16 protein-coding genes are annotated in these 19,724 nt (G+C 75.8%); 11 read left to right on the forward strand and 5 right to left on the reverse strand.

All coding sequences use genetic code 11. The features are described 5' to 3' along the window. Positions 1–14 precede the first annotated feature (14 nt). The gene (locus OF117_RS14370) at positions 15–1,115 is read left to right on the forward strand and encodes a saccharopine dehydrogenase family protein (protein ID WP_263553524.1); all 1,101 of its coding nucleotides are present in this window, start codon (positions 15–17) and stop codon (positions 1,113–1,115) included. Then, positions 1,112–2,446 (forward strand): glutamate mutase L, encoded by a 1,335-nt coding sequence (locus OF117_RS14375; RefSeq protein ID WP_263553525.1) that lies wholly within the window; start codon positions 1,112–1,114, stop codon positions 2,444–2,446. Before OF117_RS14370 ends, OF117_RS14375 begins: the two co-directional genes overlap by 4 nt. Here the strand turns inward: OF117_RS14375 and OF117_RS14380 are convergent. The 3 genes from OF117_RS14380 to OF117_RS14390 form a co-directional block, all read right to left on the reverse strand. Then, the gene (locus tag OF117_RS14380) at positions 2,418–3,179 is read right to left on the reverse strand and encodes a VOC family protein (RefSeq protein WP_263553526.1); all 762 of its coding nucleotides are present in this window, start codon (positions 3,177–3,179) and stop codon (positions 2,418–2,420) included. The genes OF117_RS14375 and OF117_RS14380 overlap by 29 nt on opposite strands. A gap of 74 nt (positions 3,180–3,253) precedes the next feature. Beyond that, positions 3,254–4,666 carry a PH domain-containing protein gene (locus OF117_RS14385; protein WP_263553527.1) on the reverse strand — a complete coding sequence of 471 codons (1,413 nt, stop codon included), beginning with the start codon at positions 4,664–4,666 and terminating at the stop codon, positions 3,254–3,256. Positions 4,667–4,833: 167 nt separating this feature from the next. After that, entirely contained in the window at positions 4,834–5,373 is a 540-nt protein-coding gene (locus OF117_RS14390; protein ID WP_263553528.1) for a PH domain-containing protein, read from the reverse strand. A 188-nt stretch (positions 5,374–5,561) separates the two neighbouring features. On the opposite strand from OF117_RS14390, the gene OF117_RS14395 reads away from it, so the two are divergent. The 4 genes from OF117_RS14395 (at position 5,562) to OF117_RS14410 (ending at position 11,096) form a co-directional block, all read left to right on the forward strand. Next, positions 5,562–5,891: a rhodanese-like domain-containing protein gene (locus tag OF117_RS14395; protein ID WP_263553657.1), complete on the forward strand. Its 330-nt coding sequence runs from the start codon at positions 5,562–5,564 to the stop codon at positions 5,889–5,891. 407 nt (positions 5,892–6,298) lie between these two features. Beyond that, positions 6,299–7,930 (forward strand): DUF4331 domain-containing protein, encoded by a 1,632-nt coding sequence (locus OF117_RS14400; RefSeq protein ID WP_263553529.1) that lies wholly within the window; start codon positions 6,299–6,301, stop codon positions 7,928–7,930. A 179-nt stretch (positions 7,931–8,109) separates the two neighbouring features. Further along, positions 8,110–9,438, forward strand: coding sequence for a tetratricopeptide repeat protein (locus OF117_RS14405; RefSeq protein WP_263553530.1), 1,329 nt, complete (start codon positions 8,110–8,112; stop codon positions 9,436–9,438). Beyond that, positions 9,435–11,096 (forward strand): hypothetical protein, encoded by a 1,662-nt coding sequence (locus tag OF117_RS14410; RefSeq protein ID WP_263553531.1) that lies wholly within the window; start codon positions 9,435–9,437, stop codon positions 11,094–11,096. Before OF117_RS14405 ends, OF117_RS14410 begins: the two co-directional genes overlap by 4 nt. 76 nt (positions 11,097–11,172) lie before the next feature. On the opposite strand, the gene OF117_RS14415 is transcribed toward OF117_RS14410, so the two are convergent. Then, positions 11,173–12,810: a long-chain fatty acid--CoA ligase gene (locus tag OF117_RS14415; RefSeq protein WP_263553532.1), complete on the reverse strand. Its 1,638-nt coding sequence runs from the start codon at positions 12,808–12,810 to the stop codon at positions 11,173–11,175. 89 nt (positions 12,811–12,899) lie between these two features. Between OF117_RS14415 and OF117_RS14420 the strand changes: the two genes are divergently transcribed. Further along, complete coding sequence (locus OF117_RS14420; protein ID WP_263553533.1) at positions 12,900–13,769, forward strand: alpha/beta fold hydrolase; 870 nt, start codon at positions 12,900–12,902, stop codon at positions 13,767–13,769. Between the two features lie 13 nt (positions 13,770–13,782). Here OF117_RS14420 and OF117_RS14425 read toward each other — a convergent pair whose 3' ends face one another. Continuing rightward, positions 13,783–14,988: a cytochrome P450 gene (locus OF117_RS14425; RefSeq protein WP_263553534.1), complete on the reverse strand. Its 1,206-nt coding sequence runs from the start codon at positions 14,986–14,988 to the stop codon at positions 13,783–13,785. A 196-nt stretch (positions 14,989–15,184) separates the two neighbouring features. Between OF117_RS14425 and OF117_RS14430 the strand changes: the two genes are divergently transcribed. From OF117_RS14430 to OF117_RS14445, 4 genes are all read left to right on the forward strand, one after another. Further along, the gene (locus OF117_RS14430) at positions 15,185–16,237 is read left to right on the forward strand and encodes a sugar ABC transporter substrate-binding protein (RefSeq protein ID WP_263553535.1); all 1,053 of its coding nucleotides are present in this window, start codon (positions 15,185–15,187) and stop codon (positions 16,235–16,237) included. Positions 16,238–16,457: 220 nt separating this feature from the next. Continuing rightward, positions 16,458–17,273: an ATP-binding cassette domain-containing protein gene (locus tag OF117_RS14435; RefSeq protein WP_263553536.1), complete on the forward strand. Its 816-nt coding sequence runs from the start codon at positions 16,458–16,460 to the stop codon at positions 17,271–17,273. Position 17,274: 1 nt separating this feature from the next. Further along, positions 17,275–18,567: a sugar ABC transporter permease gene (locus tag OF117_RS14440; protein ID WP_263553537.1), complete on the forward strand. Its 1,293-nt coding sequence runs from the start codon at positions 17,275–17,277 to the stop codon at positions 18,565–18,567. A 182-nt stretch (positions 18,568–18,749) separates the two neighbouring features. Then, positions 18,750–19,706: an SEC-C domain-containing protein gene (locus tag OF117_RS14445; protein WP_263553538.1), complete on the forward strand. Its 957-nt coding sequence runs from the start codon at positions 18,750–18,752 to the stop codon at positions 19,704–19,706. Positions 19,707–19,724: the final 18 nt, after the last annotated feature.

The raw sequence follows: 19,724 nt of genomic DNA on the forward strand, positions 1-19,724 counted from the left end.
ATAGGGTCCGGCGGGTGACCGCGCGCATCGTCCTGCTCGGCGCCACCGGCTACACGGGCGCGCGGACGGCGGAGGCGCTGGTCGCCCGCGGTGCCCGGCCGGTGCTCGCCGGGCGCGACCCCGGCCGGCTGGCGCCGCTGGCCGAGCGGCTCGGCGGCTTGCAGACGGCGGTCGCCGACGTCACCCGGCCGCCGACCGTCCGTGCCCTGATCGGCTCCGGCGACGTGCTGGTCACCACCGTCGGGCCGTTCCTGCAGCTCGGCGAGGCCGCCGTCGAGGCGGCCGTCGACGCCGGCGCCGTCTACCTCGACTCGACCGGTGAGCCACCGTTCGTCCGGCGGGTGTTCGAGGAGTTCGGCCCGCGGGCGCGGGAGTCCGGCGCGGCGCTGCTGACCGCCTTCGGGCTGGACTACGTGCCCGGCACGCTGGCCGGCGCGCTGGCCCTGGCCGAGGCGGGCGAGCGCGCGCACCGGGTCGACATCGGCTACGCCGTCCAGGGGGTCTCGGGGCAGGCCTTCTCCCGCGGCACGTTCGCCTCGGCGGCCGGCCTGCTGTTCGCCCCCGGCCACGCCTTCCGCGACGGGAGGCTGCGGGACGAGACGCCCGGGCGGCGGCTGTGGCGGTTCACCGCCGGCGGCCGGCCGCAGGCCGGCGTCTCGGTCGGCGGGTCCGAGCACCTGACCCTGCCGCCGCTGTCGCCGGGTCTCCGGCACGTCGGCGTCCACCTGGCCTGGTTCGGCCCGCTGGCCCCGGCCGTCCCCGCGCTGTCGCCGGTGTCGGCGCTGGCCGCCCGGCTGCCCGGGACGGGAGCCCTCGCCCGCCTGGTGAGCGGCACGCTCGCCGGCTGGGTGGGCGAGGCGCCGTCCGCGGCGACCCTCGCCCGGGCGACGACCCGCACGGTCGCCGAGGTGCGCGACCGCGACGGGCAGCGGATCAGCCGGGTCGAGCTGACCGGCCCGGAGGCCTACGGGCTCACCGCCGCGCTGCTGGCCTGGGGGGCCACGACGGCCGCGGACGGCGGCATCGACGCCGCAGGCGCGCTCGGGCCGGTGCAGGCCTTCGGCCTCGACGCGCTCACCGCGGGGGCGGCCGAGGCGGGGTTGCGCCGGACGTGACGCCGATCGCCTGCGTCGACATCGGCTCCACGTTCACGAAGGCCGCGCTCGTCCGGCTGCCCGGCGGTGCGCTGGAGGCCACCGCCCAGGCGCCGACCACCCTCGACGACGTCGTCCGCGGCGTGCTCGAGGCCACCCGCGACTTCCCGGAGGCGCCGGTGGTCGCCTGCTCCAGCGCGGGCGGCGGGCTGCGGCTCGCCGTCGTCGGCTACGAGGAGCTGATCAGCGCCGAGGCCGGGCACCGGGCGGCGCTGTCGGCCGGAGCCCGGGTGGTGCACGTGGCGGCCGGCCGGCTCGACGCCGCCGGCCTCGCCGCCGTCGACGGCGCGCGGCCGGACGTGGTGCTGCTGGTGGGCGGCACGGACGGCGGCGAGGCGAGCGTGCTGCGGCACAACGCGGCCGCCCTGGCCTCGCCGGCCCCGCTGCAGGGTCCCGGCCCGCGCGGGCGAGGGCTGGGGAGCAGCGAGGTCCTCCGTCGGTCCGTCCCGGTCGTGCTGGCCGGCAACGCCGCCGTCCGCGAGGAGGTCGCGGGGGTCCTGCGGGCCGGGGGGCGGCCGGTGCGCGAGGCCGCCAACGTGCTGCCCGACATCGGGCGCCTGGCGCCGGAGTCGGCGCGCGCCGCCATCCGCGAGGTCTACCTCGAGCACGTCATCGGCGGCGACAGGCTCTCCACCGACTCGCGGCTGCGGCGGTGGGTGCGGGCGGTCACTCCGGACGCCGTGCTGGAGGGCGTCGCCGTCCTGGCCCGGGTGCGGGCCGACGCCGAGCCGCCGGGCGTGGTCGTGGTCGACGTCGGGGGGGCGACCACCGACGTCTACTGCGTGCCCGATCCGGACGCCGAGCAGACCGCGCTCGGCCGCGAGGCGGTCGGCGTGCCCGCCCGCCGGCGCACCGTCGAGGGCGACCTCGGCGTCTCCTGGAGCGCCGACGCGCTGCGGGCCGCGGCCGCGGCCGAAGGCCTGCCCGCGCCCGGCGACCGGCCGCTGGCGCTGGGCGAGGCCGCCGCGGCCGTGGCGCTGCGCCGCCACCTGCGCGCGGAGGCCGCCTACGGGCCGGGCGGGGCGAGCGCGCGCGGCGTCGGCCTGGTCGTGCTCTCCGGTGGCGTCTTCCGCCACGCGGACGACCCAACCGGCGTGGTGGCCCGGCTGGCCGCCGACGGCGGCGGGGCCGGCAGCGTGCTCGCCGGGGCGGCCGTCGTCGTCGACCGGCGCTACGTGCTCGCCGCCGCCGGCCTGGTGGCCGCCGACCACCCGCGGGCCGCCGAGGGCCTCGCGCGCGCACTCCTGCTCGACGCCGACCCGGTCATCCCGCCGGCGGCGACCCCACGGTGAACACTGCGCCGAACGGATCGGTGACGTCCGCCGTCCGGCCGTACACGAAGTCCTGCGGGTCGGCGGCGGTCCCGCCGGCCTCGCGGGCGCGGCGGACGGCGTCGTCGGCGTCGGCCACCTCGAACAGCGTGCCCCAGGCCGACGGGGCGCCGGGCACGCCCATGATGCCGCCGATCTCGTGCCCGTCCGGCCGGCGGAGGAAGGTGAAATCCATGCCGGGCAGATCGGGGTTGCCGTCGAGGGTGAAGCCGAAGACCGCGGCGTAGAAGGCGCGGGCCGGTTCCGGATCGGCGGTGACCAGGTCGTTGCGGAGCAGCGCGCCGGGCTCGTTCACCAGCTCGCACCCGACGTGCGCCCGGCCCTGCCACAGGCCGACCTGGGCGCCGACGGGGTCGCGGACGAGCGCCATGCGCCCCTGGTCCATGACGTCCATCGGCTCCATCGGGACCGTGCCGCCGTTCTCGCGGACGAGCCGCGCCGTCCGGTCGCAGTCAGGCGTGGCCAGGTAGACGTTCCAGAACGTGCCCACCGACGGGTCGTGCATGGCCGAGAGGGCCGCCACCTTCCGCCCGCGCAGCAGGCACATCGTGTAGCGGCCGTACTCCTCGGGGCCGACGTCGAACTCCCAGCCGAACACGGCGCCGTAGAAGTCCATCGCGCGGTCGAGGTCGGGGACGCCCAGGTCGATCCAGGTCGGCGTGCCCTCGGGCTGGTTGGTGCTCACGGTGCTCATGTGTCCCTCCTCCGTCGTCGGACGCGGGGACCGTAGCGCCGTCCGCCGACGATCCAGGGCGGTCGCGGAACGTCTCAGCGCTGCGGCGGCCGGAGAGCCGCCGCCCACGGGCCGGACGCCGCCTCGGTGAACGCCGCCACCTCGTCGGCGGCCATGTCGACCGCCGCGTATCCGCCGCTGCCGGCGCCGACGCAGGCGACGACGGTGGCCAGGCCCGTGCGGCGCTGGAACAGGCTCTGCCGCACCTGCCAGCCGACCACCGCCCGGCGCTGCAGCACCGCCTGCTCGCGCACCAACCAGCCGCTGCGGACGGTGAACGACCGCGGGCCGGCACGGTGCCCGAGCGAGGCGTAGCGGCCCAGCCCGAGCGGCACGCCGAGCACGGTGAGCAGCACACCGGCGGCCAGCAGCCACCACCAGCCGAGCAGCCAGGTGGCGAGCGCGCCGGCGCCGGTGACCAGCAGGCCGCCCGTGATCGCCCGGCCGATCCGCCGGCGGCGGGCGGCGGGCGGGTGCCGGAGCAGCGGACCGGGGTCGTCGACCAGGCGGTGCAGCAGCGCCCGCGCCTCCGGTTCCGGCCCCAGCGGCAGCAGCTGGCCGCGGCGCGTCGCCTGGCCCAGGCCGGTGACCAGCGCGGTGGTGCGCGCGGCGCGCACCCACCGCATGCCCAGCCCCTCGGACAGCGTGCCCCCGCGGATGCGGTCGATCTCCAGCTCCGTGTGCCGCCGGGTGAGCAGCCCGCGGACGGCAACCAGCGAGCCGCCCCGCCGCACCAGCCGGAACCGCCAGTTGACCACCGCGGCCCCGGCCACGGAGCCGACCGCGAGCAGCAGCAGCCCCAGGACCACCGCGACGGCCAGCACGCGGACGTCGGCGAGGTCCGGGCCGTCGACGGCCGGCCGGACGCCCTCGGGCAGCTCGTCGGCCAGCCGGAAGAGCGCACCGACCGCCGCGAGCGGCACGGCGAGGTAGCTGCCGACCAGCGGGGCGTAGCGCAGCCAGCGGGGGTCGAAGCGGGCGATCTCCTCCTCCGGCTCGGCGGCGGGGGCCTCGGGATCCGCCCGGACGGCGGCCTGCCCGCGGGCCAGCACGGCGGTGCGCAGCCGGTCGCCCTCGGCACGGGTGACCCCGTCGACGACCAGCTCCTCCCGATCGCCGGCGACCGCGCCGGCCGCGGCGTCGATGCGGACCCGCACCAGCCCGAACAGCCGGTGCAGCGCCGGCGCCTCGACCTCGACGCCGCGGACCCGGTCGGTGGGCACGGTGCGCACCGAGCGCGCCAGCAGGCCGCGGGTGACGACGACCGATCCGGGGCCGTCGACGTAGCTGAAGCGCGACCAGGACAGCGCCGCCGTGGCCAGGGACAGCAGGGTGACCACGACCACCAGGACGAGCACCGTGCCCACGCCGTCGAATCCGATCGCGGCCCCGAGCGGGATCGCCAGCGGCACGAACTGGCGGGCCTGGCGGAAGGTCACGGTGTGCACCAGCACGATCCGCGGCGAGGTGCGCCGCCCCGGCGGACCACCGGGCGGCACGGGTGCCGGCGGCGCGGGGCCGGACCACCCCGGCGGCCCGCCGGGCCGCTCTGGCGGCGGCGCGGCGGGCCACCCCGGCGGGACCGGACCGTCGGGAGGCCGCGGCGGCGGGTGCGTCACGTCGCCTCGTCGCGGACGGCCTCGGCCCGCCGCGCCAGGTCGTCGGCGACCCGCTCGGCCACGTCGGCCTCGAGGTGCGGGACGTGCACCGTGCCCTGCGAGGACGCGGTCAGGACGGCGACCGAGGCGAGCCCGAACACCTGCTGCAGGACCCCGCGGTTGACGTCGACGGTCTGGATGCGCGAGATCGGGACCAGCGTCCAGGTGCGGTTCAGCCAGCCGGTCAGCGCGTGCACGGCCTCCCCGGTCACCTCCCAGCGGTGCACCCGGTAGCGGACGAACGGGCGGATGCCGATGGCGACGACCGCGTACACCCCGACGAGCACCGGCACCAGCCAGCGCAGCAGCGGCACCGGCCCGCCGACCGATGCGGGGACGACGGAGAGGAAGACCACCGTGAGGAGGGCCCAGACGACCGCGCTGATGGCGCCCTGGGTCATCCACAGGCCGATGGCCGACCGGGACAGGGGCCAGGCCGGCTCGCGGACGGGGACGGGTACCGCCGGGCCGAGCGCGGCGGCGGGGTCGTGTGCCATCGCCCCCATCGTCCCAGCGTCGGGAGCACCCGATCGCGTGACCGGTTCGCCAGCGGCGCGCCGACCTGGCTGGACGGGAACCGTGGACGACTCGGCGGCCTTCCTGCTGCTCGTCGTCCGAGGCGAGGTCCGCGCGCTCCCTCCGGCCGCGGCCGGCTCGCGGGCCGCGTGCCACGATGGAAGGCGTGATGCCGCAGCAGGTCCCGACCGTGCCCGCCCACGAGGTACCCGACGACGCCGTCGTCCTCGACGTCCGCGAGGACGCCGAGTGGGTGGCCGGCCACATCCGGGGGGCCACGCACATCGCGATGGGCGACGTCCCCGCGCGCCTCGACGACCTGCCCGAGGCCGACCCGCTGTTCGTGACCTGCCGCAGCGGCGGCCGCTCCGCGCGGGTCGCCGCCTGGCTGAACGCCAACGGCTTCGACGCGGTCAACGTCGGCGGGGGCATGGGGCAGTGGGCGGCCGCCGGCCGGCCCATGGTCAGCGAGACGGGCGCACCGCCGACCGTCGTCTGACCCGCGGGCGCCCGACCCGCCCGGATCCATGCCGCCCGCGCCGTCGGTCCGGCCGAGCCGTCGCCCGTGCCCTCGACGGCAGCCGGCGACGGCCCGGCCGAAGTGTCCCGGCCTCGACACGGAGGGCGTCCGACAGGCCGTCGGGCGCGCGGACGCGTCGCTCCCGGTGGGCCGCGTCACCCGGCGGCCCTACGGTGCCCCTGCTCGCAACGGGCGGGTAGCCGGGCCTCGACGACAGTGCTCCACCCCCTCCCACCGGCTGGGCGGCACCCCTCGTCACGCGGCCGTTGCGGCGTCCTGTCCACGGACCCGTCACCGGCGGCGGGGAGGGAGGCCACGAGATGCCAGGTTCCCGTCCGGTCCGGACGAGCAGCAGACGGGCCACCGCTTGCATCGCCGCGGGTGGCGTGCTCGCCACGTCGGCCGTCGTGGGCGTGCTCACCGACGTCGCCGGCGCGTCCAGCCACCGCGAGGCACCCCTGATCCTCGGTGACCCGGCGGCCGACAACACCGACGTCTACGCCTTCTCCAGCCCCGAGAACGCCGACCACGTCACCCTGATCGCCAACTGGATCCCGTTCGAGGAGCCGAACGGTGGGCCCAACTTCTACCCGTGGGCCGACGACGCCGAGTACCTGGTGCACATCGACAACGACGGCGACGCGGTCGCCGACCTGGTCTACCGGTGGCGGTTCACGACCGAAGACCTCCGTGGCACCGACACCTTCCTCTACAACGACGGGCCGGTCACCTCGCTGGACGACGAGAACCTGCTCTTCCGGCAGCACTTCACCCTCGACGTCAGCACCGACGGCGGAGAGACCTACGGCGACCCCGTCTCCGAGGGGCCGGTCGTGCCGTCGTACGTCGGCCGCGCGAGCATGGGCTCGGCGCAGGACTACGTCGACAACCTGCGGCAGCCCGCGATCTCCGAGGTGGCCGGCGGCGGCCGGACGTTGGCCACCCAGACCGAGGACCCGTTCTTCCTCGACCTGCGCATCTTCGACCTGCTCTACGGCGGTGACCTCTCCGAGACCGGGCAGGACACCCTCGAGGGCTACAACGTCAACAGCATCGTGCTCGAGGTGCCCAAGGCCGAGGTGGCCGTCGACCACGACGCGGCGGCCAACCCGGTCATCGGCGTCTGGAGCACCACCACCCGGCCGACACTGCGCAACGCCGACGGCACCGCCGCGGAAGGCTCGGACCACACGCAGGTCTCCCGCCTCGGCCAGCCGCTGGTGAACGAGGTCGTCGTCCCCGCCGGACTCAAGGACGCCTTCAACGCGATCCCTCCGGCCCAGGACGCCGAGGCGGCCGACGGCGCCGTCGTCGCCCGGGTGCTCGAGCCCGAGGTGCCGATGCTGATCGAGACCATCTACGGGATCCCGGCACCGGGCACCCCGCGGTACGACATCTTCGAGGTGTTCCTCACCGGCATCGTCAGCACCGAGGTGCTCGACGTCGACGGAGACCCGGCGACGGCCAACCCGATCGACGTCGACCTCAACTCCCAGGCGCTCAACGCCGGTGCTGCGGAGGCCTTCCAGCCGTCCGAGATGTTGCGGCTCAACATGTCGATCACCGAGCCGACCGGGCTGGACGGCCAACCGCTGGAGGAGCTCAGCCGCCTGGGCGTCGTCGGCGGGGACATCCAGGGCTTCCCCAACGGGCGGCGGCTCGCCGACGACGTCGTGGACATCGAGCTGCTCGCACTCGAGGGCATCTACGACGTCACGAACGTCCCCGAGGACCGCGCCGCGGCCTTCGAGGCGCTGCAGGACGGCGACGGGGTCCCGGAGAACGACGCGGCGTTCGGCGACACCTTCCCGTACCTCGCCGCGCCGGAGACCGACGCGGTCAACCGGGCCGTTGGCGGGAGTGCCGGGGCGGCCGGCGTCCCGCCGGCCGGGGGCTCCGGAGGTACCTGGGTGCCCGCCGTCACCGGCGCCCTGGCGGTGCTGCTGATGGGGATCGGCGGCGTCTCGCTGCTCCGGAGCCGCAGCGCGTCGTCGGGGAGCTCGACCGCGGAGGCCTGAGCACCCGCGGCCGCTGGGTGCCCGTCGCTCCCCGCGGCCGGACGGCCCCCGTTGCACCGTGGCCCGGGTGCAGTCGGCGGTGTCCCGGGGCCGCACCTCCAGGAGAGAGGGCCCAGCCACATGACCTTCCCCGACGGGGACCGCCGTGAGGGGTCTGCCATCCGCCACCGGGCCCGGACGTGACTTCTCGGCGCACCGCCGTCTCCGCTCTCGCGACCGGCGTGCTGCTGCTGCTCGTGGCGGCCGCCGTGGTGGCCCGGTCGTCAGCCGTGCCACGGCCTGCAGCCGAGCCGGTCGGGGCGACCGGCGCCGCGACCGGGACTGTGCCGGACGATCCGCTGGCCGCGACGATCACGGCGGCGCAGCGGCGGCTCACCGATCTGCCGGGCGACTGGCGGACCTGGGCCGAGCTCGGCGGCGCGTACGTCGAGCAGGCGCGGATCACCGCCGACCCTAGCTACTACGCGAAGGCCGAGGGTGCGCTGCGGCGGTCGCTGGAGCTGCGGCCGGAGGGCAACGACCTCGCACTTGCCCGCACCGGTGCCCTGGCCAACGCGCGGCACGACTTCGCCGCGGCGGCCGACGCGGCGCAGCGGGCGCTGGCCGTCGACCCCTACGACGCCGTGGCCTGGGGCGTGCTCACCGACGCGCGCACCCAGCTGGGCGACTACCCGGGCGCGACCGAGGCCCTGGACCGGATGCTCACCCTGCAACCGGGGGTCGCCTCCTTCACCCGCGCCGCCTACGACGCCGAGCTGCACGGCCGGGGCGCCGACGCCCGGGCGGCGCTCGAGCAGGCGCTCGACCGCGCCACCGGCCCGTCGGACACCGCGTTCGTCCGCACCTGGCTCGGGATGCTCGCCCTCTCGACCGGTGATCTCGACGCAGCCGAGCGGCACTTCGCCGCCGGGTCGGCCGCTGCTCCGGGCTCCGCCGAGCCGGTGCTCGGCCGGGCCCGGGTCCTTGCCGCGCGTGAGCAGCACGGAGCCGCCGTCGAGGCCTACCGGTCGGTCGTCGCCGCCCGGCCGCTGCCCGAGCACCTGGTCGAGTTCGGCGAGTACCTGCTCCATCTCGGGCGCGATGCAGAGGCGGCCGAGCAGTTCGCGCTGGTCGGCACCGTCCGGCAGCTGTTCGACGCCGGCGGCGTCCGGGACGACCTCGGGACGGCGTTGTTCGAGGCCGACCACGGCGACCCGGCGGCCGCGGTGGCTGCGGCCGAACGCGAGTTCGCCGTCCGGCAGAGCATCGACGCGCACGACGCACTGGCCTGGGCGCTGCACAGCGCCGGGCGCGACGGCGAGGCACTCGAGCACGCCCGCGCGGCGACCGCGCTGGGCGGCCGCAACGCCACCTTCGTCTACCACCGCGGCGCCATCGAGGCGGCCCTCGGTCGGACCGAGGAGGCGCGCGCGAGCCTGGCCGAGGCGCTCGAGGTGAACCGGTCCTTCTCCCCGCTGCACGCGCCGCGCGCCGAGCAGCTGCTCGACTCGCTCGGCGGTCCTCCGTGAGGGGCCGCGCTCTGTTCCTGGCGGGGGCCACCGCTGCGCTGGCCGTGCTCCCCTCCGGCACGGCGAGCGCGCACCCGCTGGGGAGCTTCACCGTGAACACCGCCGACCACCTGGTGTTCACGCCCGATGCCGTGCTGCTCACCGCGGTCGTCGACCGCGCGGAGATCCCCACCGCGCAGGCGCTGCGGAGGATCGGGCCCGACAGCGCACCGTCCGGAGGCCGGCTGGCGGCGGCCGCGTCCGACGACTGCGCCGAGCTGGCCGGCGACGTGGTGATCGCCGTCGACGGCGATCCGGCCCGATGGGCCGTCGGCTCGACGGCCGTGGACGTGCTGCCGGGGGAGGCGGGCCTGCCCACCCTGCGGACGACCTGCGAGTTGCGTGCCAGGGTCGACCTGGGCCGACCGGCGACGGTGGTCTACCGCCACGAATCGGGGGGTGGGCCGCCGGGGTGGCGGGAGATCACCGCGGACGGCGAGGGCGTGCGGCTGCTGGACAGCCCCGTGCCGGTGCGCAGCCCGAGCGATGGCCTGCGCGCCTATCCGGAGGACCTGCTCGCCTCGCCGGTCGACGTGCGCTCCTTCACGGTGGCCGTCGAGCCGGGCGAGCACACCGGTGCCGGGGCCGCGGTGGGCGGGGCCGGTGACCCGTTCGGAGCCGCGCTCGCCGCCCTCGACCGCCGACTGTTCGACCTGGTGGGCGGCGGGATCACCCCGCTGGTCGGCGGGCTGGCGCTGCTGCTCGCCGTCCTGCTCGGCTGCGGACACGCCCTGCTGCCCGGCCACGGCAAGACGGTGATGGCCGCCTACCTCACCGGCCGCCACGGCCGTCCGCGGGACGCGGTCACGGTGGGCGCGACGGTCACCGTGACGCACACCTCCGGGGTGCTGGTCCTCGGCGTGGCGGTGTTCCTGTCGAGCACGCTGGCCGGCGACCAGGTGCTGCGCTGGCTGGGTGTGTCCAGCGGCCTGCTCGTCGCCCTCATCGGTGCGCTGCTCCTCCGCCGGGCGCTGCGGGACCGGCGGGCGGAGCCGGTCGAGCCATCCCTCACGGGCGGACCGGCCGCGCCCGTCGCGGGGCTGGTGGCTCGGGCCGGTGTCCCGGCCACGGCGGGCCTGGCAGTGTCCACCTCGGCGGTGCACCGGCACACAACCCCGTACTCGCGCGAACTCGACCACGGTCACGCGCACAGCCACGGCCACGTGCGCTCGCGCGACCACCACCACCCGCCCGCCCGCGTCCAGGACGGGCACCACCAGGCCCACGGACCGCGGGCTTGGTCGTGGGGTGTGCACCGGCACGGGCCGGGCGGGCACGCGCACGGCCCAGGCCGCGGCGGGCTGATCGGCATGGGCGTCGCCGGGGGGCTGGTGCCCAGCCCGTCGGCGCTCGTCGTGCTGCTCGCCTCGATCGGCCTCGGGCGCAGCGCCTTCGGTGTGCTGCTCGTCGTCGCCTACGGGCTGGGCATGGCCGCGACGCTGACCGCCGTCGGGCTTGCCCTCGTCACGCTGCGGGACCGGCTCGACCGCCGGCTGACCGCGCTCGGCGCGCACCCGCTGCTCCGCGTCGTCGCCCGGACGGCGCCGGTCGCCACCGCGGCGCTGGTGCTGCTCGTCGGCCTGGCGCTGGCCGGGCGGGGAGTCCTGTTCGGCGCCTGACAGCGCGGGGTCGGTCGTCGCCGGTGTGCGCGCGACACGGGCGGACACCCGGGGTCGCGCGCACGCGGACGACGAATCACCTCGGCGTGCCGGCCGGGGCGTTCGGCAGCTCGTAGCCGGCGAAGCGGGCGCGCAGGTCCTTCTTCGAGAACTTGCCGACGCTGGTCTTGGGCACCTCGTCGATGAACTCCACGGCGTCCGGCAGCCACCACTTGGCCACCAGCGGACGGACGTGGTCGAGGATGTCCTGCTCGGTCGCCGTCTGCCCCTCCTTGAGCACGACGCAGGCCAGCGGCCGCTCGTCCCACTTGGGGTGCGGGATGCCGACCACGGCGGCCTCCTTCACCGCCGGGTGGCTCATGATCGCGTTCTCCAGGTCGACCGAGCTGATCCACTCGCCGCCGGACTTGATGAGGTCCTTGGTGCGGTCGGCGATCCGGATGTTGCCGAACGCGTCCATCGCCGCCACGTCGCCGGTCTTCATCCAGCCGTCGGGTGTGGACAGCTGCACGCCCTCGTCCGGGTTGTAGTACTCCTGCGCGCACCAGGGGCCGCGCACCTGCAGCTCACCGGTCGCGCGGTCGTCCCACGGCTGCGGCTGCATCGTGTCCGCGTCGACGATGCGCGCCTCCACCCCGAAGAACGGCAGCCCGGCCCGGGCCCGCTGCGCCGCCTTGGTCTCGTCGTCGGCGTCGTCGAAGCGCGGGGCCAGCACGCCGGACGAGGCGACCGGGCTGGTCTCGGTCATGCCCCAGGCCTGCAGGATCGGCAGGCCGACCTGCTGCCGGTAGGCCTCCGACAGCGCCCTGGGCACCGCCGAGCCGCCGCAGCCGATGTCGCGCAGCCGGTGCGGGCGGCCGGCGAGGTGCGGCAGCACCCCCTGCCAGATGGTCGGGACGCCGGCGGTGAAGGTGACCCCCTCGTTCACGATGAGGTCGGCCAGCGCCTCGGGCTGCATCATCGGGCCGGGGAAGACCAGCGAGGAGCCCGCGGCCGGGGCGGCCTGGGCGATGCCCCAGGCGTTGGCGTGGAACATCGGCACGACCGGCATCGCCACGTCGCGGATGCTCAGCGCGAAGGCGTTCGGCGTCAGCACGCCCATCGTGTGCAGCACGGTCGAGCGGTGCGAGTAGACGACGCCCTTCGGGTGCCCGGTGGTGCCGCTCGTGTAGCACATCGAGGCTGCCTGGTACTCGTCGCGGACGTCGAAGTCGACCGGCTGCCCGTCGGCGAGGAGGGTCTCGTAGTCGAGGACGCGCGGATCGTCGGGGATCTCGTTGTCGCTGCCGTCGTCCATCACGACGACGTGCCGCACGGTCTTCATCGTGTCGACCAGCGGCCACAGCAGCGGCAGGACCGAGCGGTCGACGAAGACGACCTCGTCCTCGGCGTGGTTGGCGATGTAGGTCAGCTGTTCCGGGAAGAGCCGGATGTTGAGGGTGTGCAGCACCCGACCGGTGCACGGCGCGGCGAAGTAGAGCTCCAGGTGGCGCGCGGTGTTCCAGCCGAAGGTCGCGACCCGGCCGTCGGCGCCGATCCCCAGCGCGTCGAGGACCCCACCGAGCTTCCGCGTGCGCTTCGCCCAGTCGGCGTACGTCGTCCGGACGACGCCCTTCGGCGTGGCCGTGACGATCGTCGCGTCGCCGTGGTGGGCCTCCGCGTGCCGGAAGATCGAGTCGATGGTGAGGGGGAAGTCCTGCATGAGCCCGCGCATGGCCGCATCGTGCCAGTGACCCGGCTCACCTTCCACCCGCTCGCCGGGCCCCGCCCGGGGCCGGCCGCCACCGAGGAGGACCGCGCGCCGTGACCAGCCGCTACCGCAGCGACGCGGGGCGCGCGGCCGTGCGGGCGTGGTGCGAGCGGCGGCTCGACGCGTGGACGACACCGCACGAGCGCTCGGAGATCGAGACCTCCGCCGGCCGCACGCACCTGGTGTCCGCGGGCGGCGGCGAGGCCACGGTGCTGTACCTGCCGGGCACGAACATGAACGCGGCGACCAGCCTGGCGCTGGCGGCCGCGCTGGCCGCCGACGTCCGCGTGGTCGTCGCCGACCTGCCCGGACAACCCGGGGCGAGCACCGGGGAGCTCCCGGGCGGCGACCGGCTGCGGGCCTGGGGCGGCTGGGCCGGGGAGGTGGTCGGGGCCGTCTCGGCCGGCGCGCCCGGGCGGCTGGTCCTGGTCGGCCACTCGCTGGGCGGGGCGGTGGCGCTCGCCGCGCCGACCGTGGGCATCGCCGGGCTCGTGCTGGTCGATCCGGCCGGGCTGGTGCGGCTGCGGGTTCCGGCGACCGTTCTCCGCGCGACCGTGCCCTGGCTGCTGCGGCCGACGCCCGAGCGGTCCGGTGCCCTCCTGGCCCGGATGGTCGCCCCCGGGCGACCCGTCGACCCGGCGCTCGCCGGGTGGATGACCGTCGTCGCCCGGCACACGCGGCCCACGACTGCGCCGGGACCGCTCCCCCGGGCGGTGACCGGCCGGTGGTCGGGCGTCCCGCGCGCGGTGCTCACGGGGGAGTTCGACCGTTTCCTGCCACCGGATCTGCTCCGGCCCGCCGTCCGGCAGCGCCTGGGCACCGACCTGGTCGAGCTCGCCGGTGCCGGGCACCTGTCGGTCGACGAGGACCCCGCCGGGGTCGCCGCGGCGGTCGCCGCCGTCGTCCGGGCGTCGGCGTCCTGACCTCCGGCGCGGGTCAGGGCGCGAGGACGACGGGCAGCGAGGCCAGGCCGCGGATGACGAACTCCGGACGGCGCACCGGCTCCCCGCCGAGCTCGAGCGCCGACGTCCGGTCGAGCAGCGCGCCGAAGGCGGCCTGCAGCTCCACGCGGGCCAGCGGCGCCCCGATGCAGAAGTGCACCCCGGCGCCGAAGGAGACGTGCGGGTTGTCCGCCCGGCCGACGTCGAGCGACGCCGGGTCGGTGAAGACGGCGGGGTCGTGGTTGGCGGCGCCGAGCAGCGCGGCGATCTTCTGCCCCCGCTCGACGGTGATCCCGCCGATCGCGACGACCTCGGTGGCGGTGCGCTCGAACAGCTGCAACGGGGAGTCGATCCGCATCAGCTCCTCGACCGCCGCCGGCAGCAGCGCCCGGTCGGCGCGCAGCCGGGCCAGCTGGTCGGGGTGCCGCAGCAGCGCCAGCGTGCCGTTGGCGGTGACGTTCACGGTGGCCTCGTGGCCGGCGTTGAGCAGCAGGATGCAGGTGGTGACCAGCTCGTCCTCGGTCAGCCGGTCGCCCTCGGCGTCGCGGACCGCCACCAGGGAGCTCACCAGGTCGTCCCCGGGGTGCCGGCGCCGGTCGGCGGCCAGCGCGCGCAGGTAGCCGACGAATTCGTCGGCCGCGCGCTCGGCGGCCGTCTCCCGCTCGGAGGTGCGCTGGTACTCGTACATCTTCACGATCGCGTTCGACCACGGGCGCAGCAGCGGCCGGTCGGCCTCCGGCACGCCCAGCAGCTCGGCGATCACCGCGACGGGCAGCTGCTCGGCCAGGCCGGGCAGCAGGTCGACCGGCTCGGTGCCGGCGGACCGCTCGACCAGTTCGTCGACCAGCCGGCCGGCCAGCCCGGCGACCCACGGCCGCAGCCGCTCCACGTGCCCGCGGGCGAAGGCGGCGCTGACCAGTCGTCGCAGCCGCGTGTGCGAGGGCGGCTCCATCTCCAGCAGCGCATTCCGGTGGATCAGGTTGAACGCGGCGAACCGGTCGGCGGGGGAGCGGTCGACCCAGATGCGCCCCAACCGACGGTCGCGCAGCACCGCGTTCGCCTCCGCGTGCGTGAAGGCCAGCCACAGTCGCAGGCCCTCGTGCCACTGCACCGGCGCGGCCGCCCGCGCCCGCGCGAAGGCCGGGTACGGATCGGCGACCACCGTCGGGTCGGCGAGGTCGAGCGGGACGGGACCGGTCACCCGGCAGAGGGTAGGAGGACGCCCGGCGATCTCGGGCTCGTGTGCCGCGGGTCACGGATCGGCAACAGGTTGCCCGCGATCTTGCCGGGCGTGACCGCGGGCACAGACACTACGCGACGGTCTTCCGGCAACTTCGACGAAACGGCAGGGCTACATCGTGCGACGGCGGCTCCTCACCACGGCGGTTTCCGCCTCTGTGCTCTTCACCATGGCCGCCTGCGGTGGCGGTGGCGGTGGCGACACCGGAGGCGGCGGGGGTGGTGGCGGCGGCGAGGCCGCCGGCAAGGTCGGCGTGATCCTGCCCGACACCGAGTCGTCCGTGCGGTGGGAGTCCGCCGACCGCCCGCTGCTCGAGGCGGCCTTCGAGGAGGCCGGCGTCGAGTACGACATCCAGAACGCCGAGGGTGACGCGCAGCGGATGGCGACCATCGCCGAGCAGATGATCACCGGTGGGGTGACCGTCCTGGCGATCGTCAACCTCGACTCCGCCTCCGGCGCCCAGATCCAGCAGCAGGCCGCCCAGCAGGGCGTGCAGACGATCGACTACGACCGGCTGACCCTGGGCGGCCAGGCGGAGTACTACGTGTCCTTCGACAACACCCAGGTCGGGCGGTTGCAGGGCGAGGGGCTGGCCCAGTGCCTCGGCGAGCAGCCGGCCAACATCGCCTTCCTCAACGGCTCGCCGGACGACAACAACGCCACGCTGTTCTCCGAGGGCGCCCACGAGGTGCTCGACGCGATGACCCAGTACACGCAGGTCGCCGAGCAGGCGGTCCCCGGCTGGGACAACCAGCAGGCGGCCACCATCTTCGAGCAGATGTACACCCAGAACGACGGCAACATCCAGGGCGTCCTCGCGGCGAACGACGGGCTGGCCAACGCCGTCATCTCCGTCCTGGCGCGCAACAACGTCGCCGGCCAGGTGCCGGTGACCGGGCAGGACGCCACGGTCGAGGGCCTGCAGAACATCCTCGCCGGCAGCCAGTGCATGACCGTGTACAAGCCGATCGCCGAGGAGGCCAACGCTCTCGCCGAGCTGGCCATCGCGCTGATCAACGGCGAGGAGGGCGAGACCAACGGGGAGGCCGAGGACCCGGAGGGCGGTCGCTCCGTCCCGGCTGTCCTGCTCGACCCGGTGTCGGTCACCCGTGACAACGTCAAGGAGGTCGTCGACGACGGGTTCGTCACCGCCGCCGACCTCTGCACCGGCGAGTTCGCCGCGGCCTGCACCGAGCTCGGCATCCAGTGACCCGGTCCGCCGGGGCGCCCTGCGGGGCGCCCCGGCGGTGCCGCTCGTCCGCCGGGCACCGCGCGAGACCTCGCCACGGGAGCCCGGGCGGCGCATCATCCAACGGCACCGTCCAACGGCGCCGTCCGACGGTTGTCGTCGGCCCCGTCCGACGGGGCCGGCGTCCCACGGCCCCGTCACCGCTCCGGCCCACCCGAGTCGGCCCCCAGGAAGGAGGGACATGTCCGCTCCGACCGCATCCGCCGACGACGGCACGTCCACCACGACGCCCACCCTCGAGCTGCGCGACGTCAACAAGAGCTTCGGGGCCGTCCAGGTCCTGCACGGCGTCAGCATGAAGGTCTACCCGGGCCAGGTCACCGCTCTCGTCGGTGACAACGGTGCCGGGAAGAGCACGCTGATCAAGTCCATCGCCGGCATCCACGCGATCGACGCCGGTGAGTTCCTCTTCGAGGGGCGGCCGGTCACCGTCGCCGGTCCCCGGGAGGCGGCCGCGCTCGGCATCGAGGTCGTCTACCAGGACCTCGCCCTGTGCGACAACCTCGACGTCGTCCAGAACATGTTCCTCGGCCGCGAGCGCAGGAACGGCATCCTGCTCGACGAGGCGTCGATGGAGCAGGCGGCCCGGGACACGCTGACCAAGCTCTCCGTGCGCACGCTCAAGTCCGTGCGCCAGCTGGTGTCGAGCCTCTCCGGTGGCCAGCGGCAGACCGTGGCCATCGCCAAGGCGGTGCTCTGGGAGTCCAAGCTCGTCATCCTCGACGAGCCGACCGCCGCGCTCGGCGTGGCGCAGACCCGACAGGTCCTCGACCTCGTCCGCCGGCTGGCCGACACCGGTCACGCGGTCGTCTTCATCTCCCACAACATGGTCGACGTCTTCGAGGTGGCCGACCGCGTCGCGGCCCTCTACCTCGGCCGCATGGCCGCCGACGTCCCGATCTCGCAGGTCGACCGGAGCCAGGTGATCGAGCTGATCACCGCCGGACGGTCCGGCGAGCTGGGCCTGCAGTCCGCCGTCGCCGAAGTGGGGGCCTGAGATGTCGAGCAACACGGTCTCGACCACCACCAGCGACAAGGAACCGGGCGGGGCCCCGGCCGGCTTCGAGGGCGATCGCCGCGACGACACCTCCCTGGGCGGGATCGTCCGCGGGTACGTCGACCGGATCCGGGGCGGCGACCTGGGCGCGCTGCCGGCGGTGCTGGGCATCGTCGTCCTGGGCATCCTGTTCGCGGCGCTGCGGCCGGAGACCTTCCTGACGCCGCTGAACATCACCAACCTGCTGGTCCAGGCCGTGCCGATCACCATCCTGGCGATGGGCCTGGTCTTCGTCCTGCTGCTGGGCGAGATCGACCTCTCCGCCGGTGTGGTCAGCGGGGTGGCCGCCGCCGTCATGGCCCAGCTGCTCGCCGAGGCCGGGGCACCGTGGTACGTCGCCGTCCTCGCCGCGATCGTCACCGGTGCGGTGATCGGCCTGTTCACCGGGAGCCTGGTCGGCGTCATCGGGATCCCGTCGTTCGTGGTGACCCTGGCGCTGTTCCTGGGCTGGCAGGGCGTGACGCTGCGCCTGATCGGCCAGGGCGGCACGGTGCCGGTGCGGGACCCCGTGATCATCGGGGTCAGCAACCAGAACCTGCCGGTGGTCCTCGGTTGGGTGCTCGCCCTGGCCGTGGTCCTGGTCTACGCGGCGCTGCAGCTCAACCGCCTGCGCCGGCAGCGGTCGCGCGGCCTGGCGTCCGAGCCGACCGTCATCGTGGTCGGGCGGATCGTGATCATCGCCGCGGTGACCCTCGGGATCACCGCTCTGCTGAGCATCGACCGGGCGCTCTCGGCGGCGGTCGACCTCGCCGGCATCCCGTACGCGGTGCCTCTGGTGGTGGTGCTCCTCCTGGTGCTCACCTTCGTGCTCGGCCGCACCAGCTTCGGTCGGCACGTGTACGCCGTGGGCGGCAATGCCGAGGCCGCCCGCCGGGCCGGCATCAACGTCACCCGGATCCGGGTGTCGGTCTTCGTGATCGCCTCGACGCTGGCGGCCATCAGCGGCATCGCCGCCGCCTCCCGCCTGGGGTCGGTGACGCCCGGCTCCGGCGCGGGGAACACCCTGCTGTACGCGGTCGGTGCCGCCGTGATCGGCGGCACCAGCCTCTTCGGCGGCCGGGGCAGGGTGCGTGACGCCCTGCTGGGTGGCCTCGTCGTGGCGATCATCGCCAACGGGCTGGGCCTGCTGGGTGTCCAGGCGTACCTGAACTTCATCATCACCGGCGGCGTGCTGCTGCTGGCCGCCAGCGTCGACGCGCTGGCCCGGCGCCGGGCGGCGGCCACCGGCCACTGACCCTCGGCCCGGCCGGCTCCGGGTCCGCTCCCCGCGGGCCCGGAGCCGACCCGGCAGCCGAGCTGCGGGCGGCCCGGCGACCGACCCGCGGGCCGGGGCCGGCCTGCGGGCCCGGCGACCGAGCCCCGGGCCGGGGCCGACCCGGCGGTGCCCGTTCCCGGCCGGCACCTACGCTCGTCGGCATGGCCCGTTCCGCGACGACCCGCCGCCCGAACGCCCCGGCTGCCCCCGCCGGGAAGACCGCCGCCGCGGGAGCGGTCCACCCCAAGGCGCCGTGCCCGTGCGGCTCGGGCCGGCGGTACAAGCACTGCCACGGCTCCGGCTACGCGCCCCCGGTCACGCGGCCGTTCGAGGGGCTGCCGGGCGAGGCCGACTGGGTGGCCCTGCGCGAGCTGGTGCCGGCCGCCACGGCACCGTTGAAGACCGCCGACGGTCGCACGGCCACCCTGGCCAGCGTGCTGCCCGGCGGCGCGCCCGCCCTCGTCCGGGCCAACCGCGAGATCCTGCTCGGCGCCCAGCTGCAGACCTCCTCCGACGACGTCAGCCGCGACCTCGGGACCGCCCTGGCCGCCGCACTCGAGGCGCCCGCCGGTGCTCCGGTCGAGCCGGGCCCGATCGGCGGCGCCGGCTCGGCCGGCCCACGGCTGCAGGAGCTGCTCGACCTCGACGCCCCGCTCGAGGTGACGGTGCACGACGACTTCAGCTTCTGGCTGGAGGGCACCGGCGCCGGCCCGGAGGCGCAGGCGATGCTGGAGCGGGCCAACGAGGCGGTCCTGCCGACCGTCCGGCTCGCCGGGCTGGGTGCGGCCTACTGGGTGCGCCCGGGCAGTGAGCGCGCCCACCTGCGCTGGGTGCGCCCGGAGCCGGAGGAGCAGCTGCTCGACGCGCTGGCCCGGCTGCGGGCGTCGGGGGAGATCCTGCTCGGCGAGGGCACGCGCTACGCCGGTGCCTTCCGGGCCCACGGTCTCGTCGTCCCGGTGTGGGACCTGCCCGCTGACACCCCCGCCGGGGAGTGGACCGGCCCGGCGACGGAGTTCCAGACCCGGCTCGAGCAGGCGCTGGCGTCGTCCGAACCGTTGGACGCCGACCAGCGTCGCGCTCGCGCCGGCTTGCTCTCCCGCCAGATCACGCTGCGCTGACCGGCCCCCGGCGGGTCC

This window comes from Geodermatophilus sp. YIM 151500, from assembly GCF_025716945.1.
Classification (GTDB): domain Bacteria; phylum Actinomycetota; class Actinomycetes; order Mycobacteriales; family Geodermatophilaceae; genus YIM-151500.

Bases quoted from the DNA above. Each gene is read 5' to 3' on its own strand.
- OF117_RS14390 (WP_263553528.1), bottom strand. From the start codon at position 5,373: ATGGCACACGACCCCGCCGCCGCGCTCGGCCCGGCGGTACCCGTCCCC.
- OF117_RS14445 (WP_263553538.1), top strand. From the start codon at position 18,750: ATGGCCCGTTCCGCGACGACCCGCCGCCCGAACGCCCCGGCTGCCCCC.
- OF117_RS14415 (WP_263553532.1), bottom strand. From the start codon at position 12,810: ATGCGCGGGCTCATGCAGGACTTCCCCCTCACCATCGACTCGATCTTC.
- OF117_RS14380 (WP_263553526.1), bottom strand. From the start codon at position 3,179: ATGAGCACCGTGAGCACCAACCAGCCCGAGGGCACGCCGACCTGGATC.
- OF117_RS14440 (WP_263553537.1), top strand. From the start codon at position 17,275: ATGTCGAGCAACACGGTCTCGACCACCACCAGCGACAAGGAACCGGGC.
- OF117_RS14395 (WP_263553657.1), top strand. From the start codon at position 5,562: ATGCCGCAGCAGGTCCCGACCGTGCCCGCCCACGAGGTACCCGACGAC.
- OF117_RS14435 (WP_263553536.1), top strand. From the start codon at position 16,458: ATGTCCGCTCCGACCGCATCCGCCGACGACGGCACGTCCACCACGACG.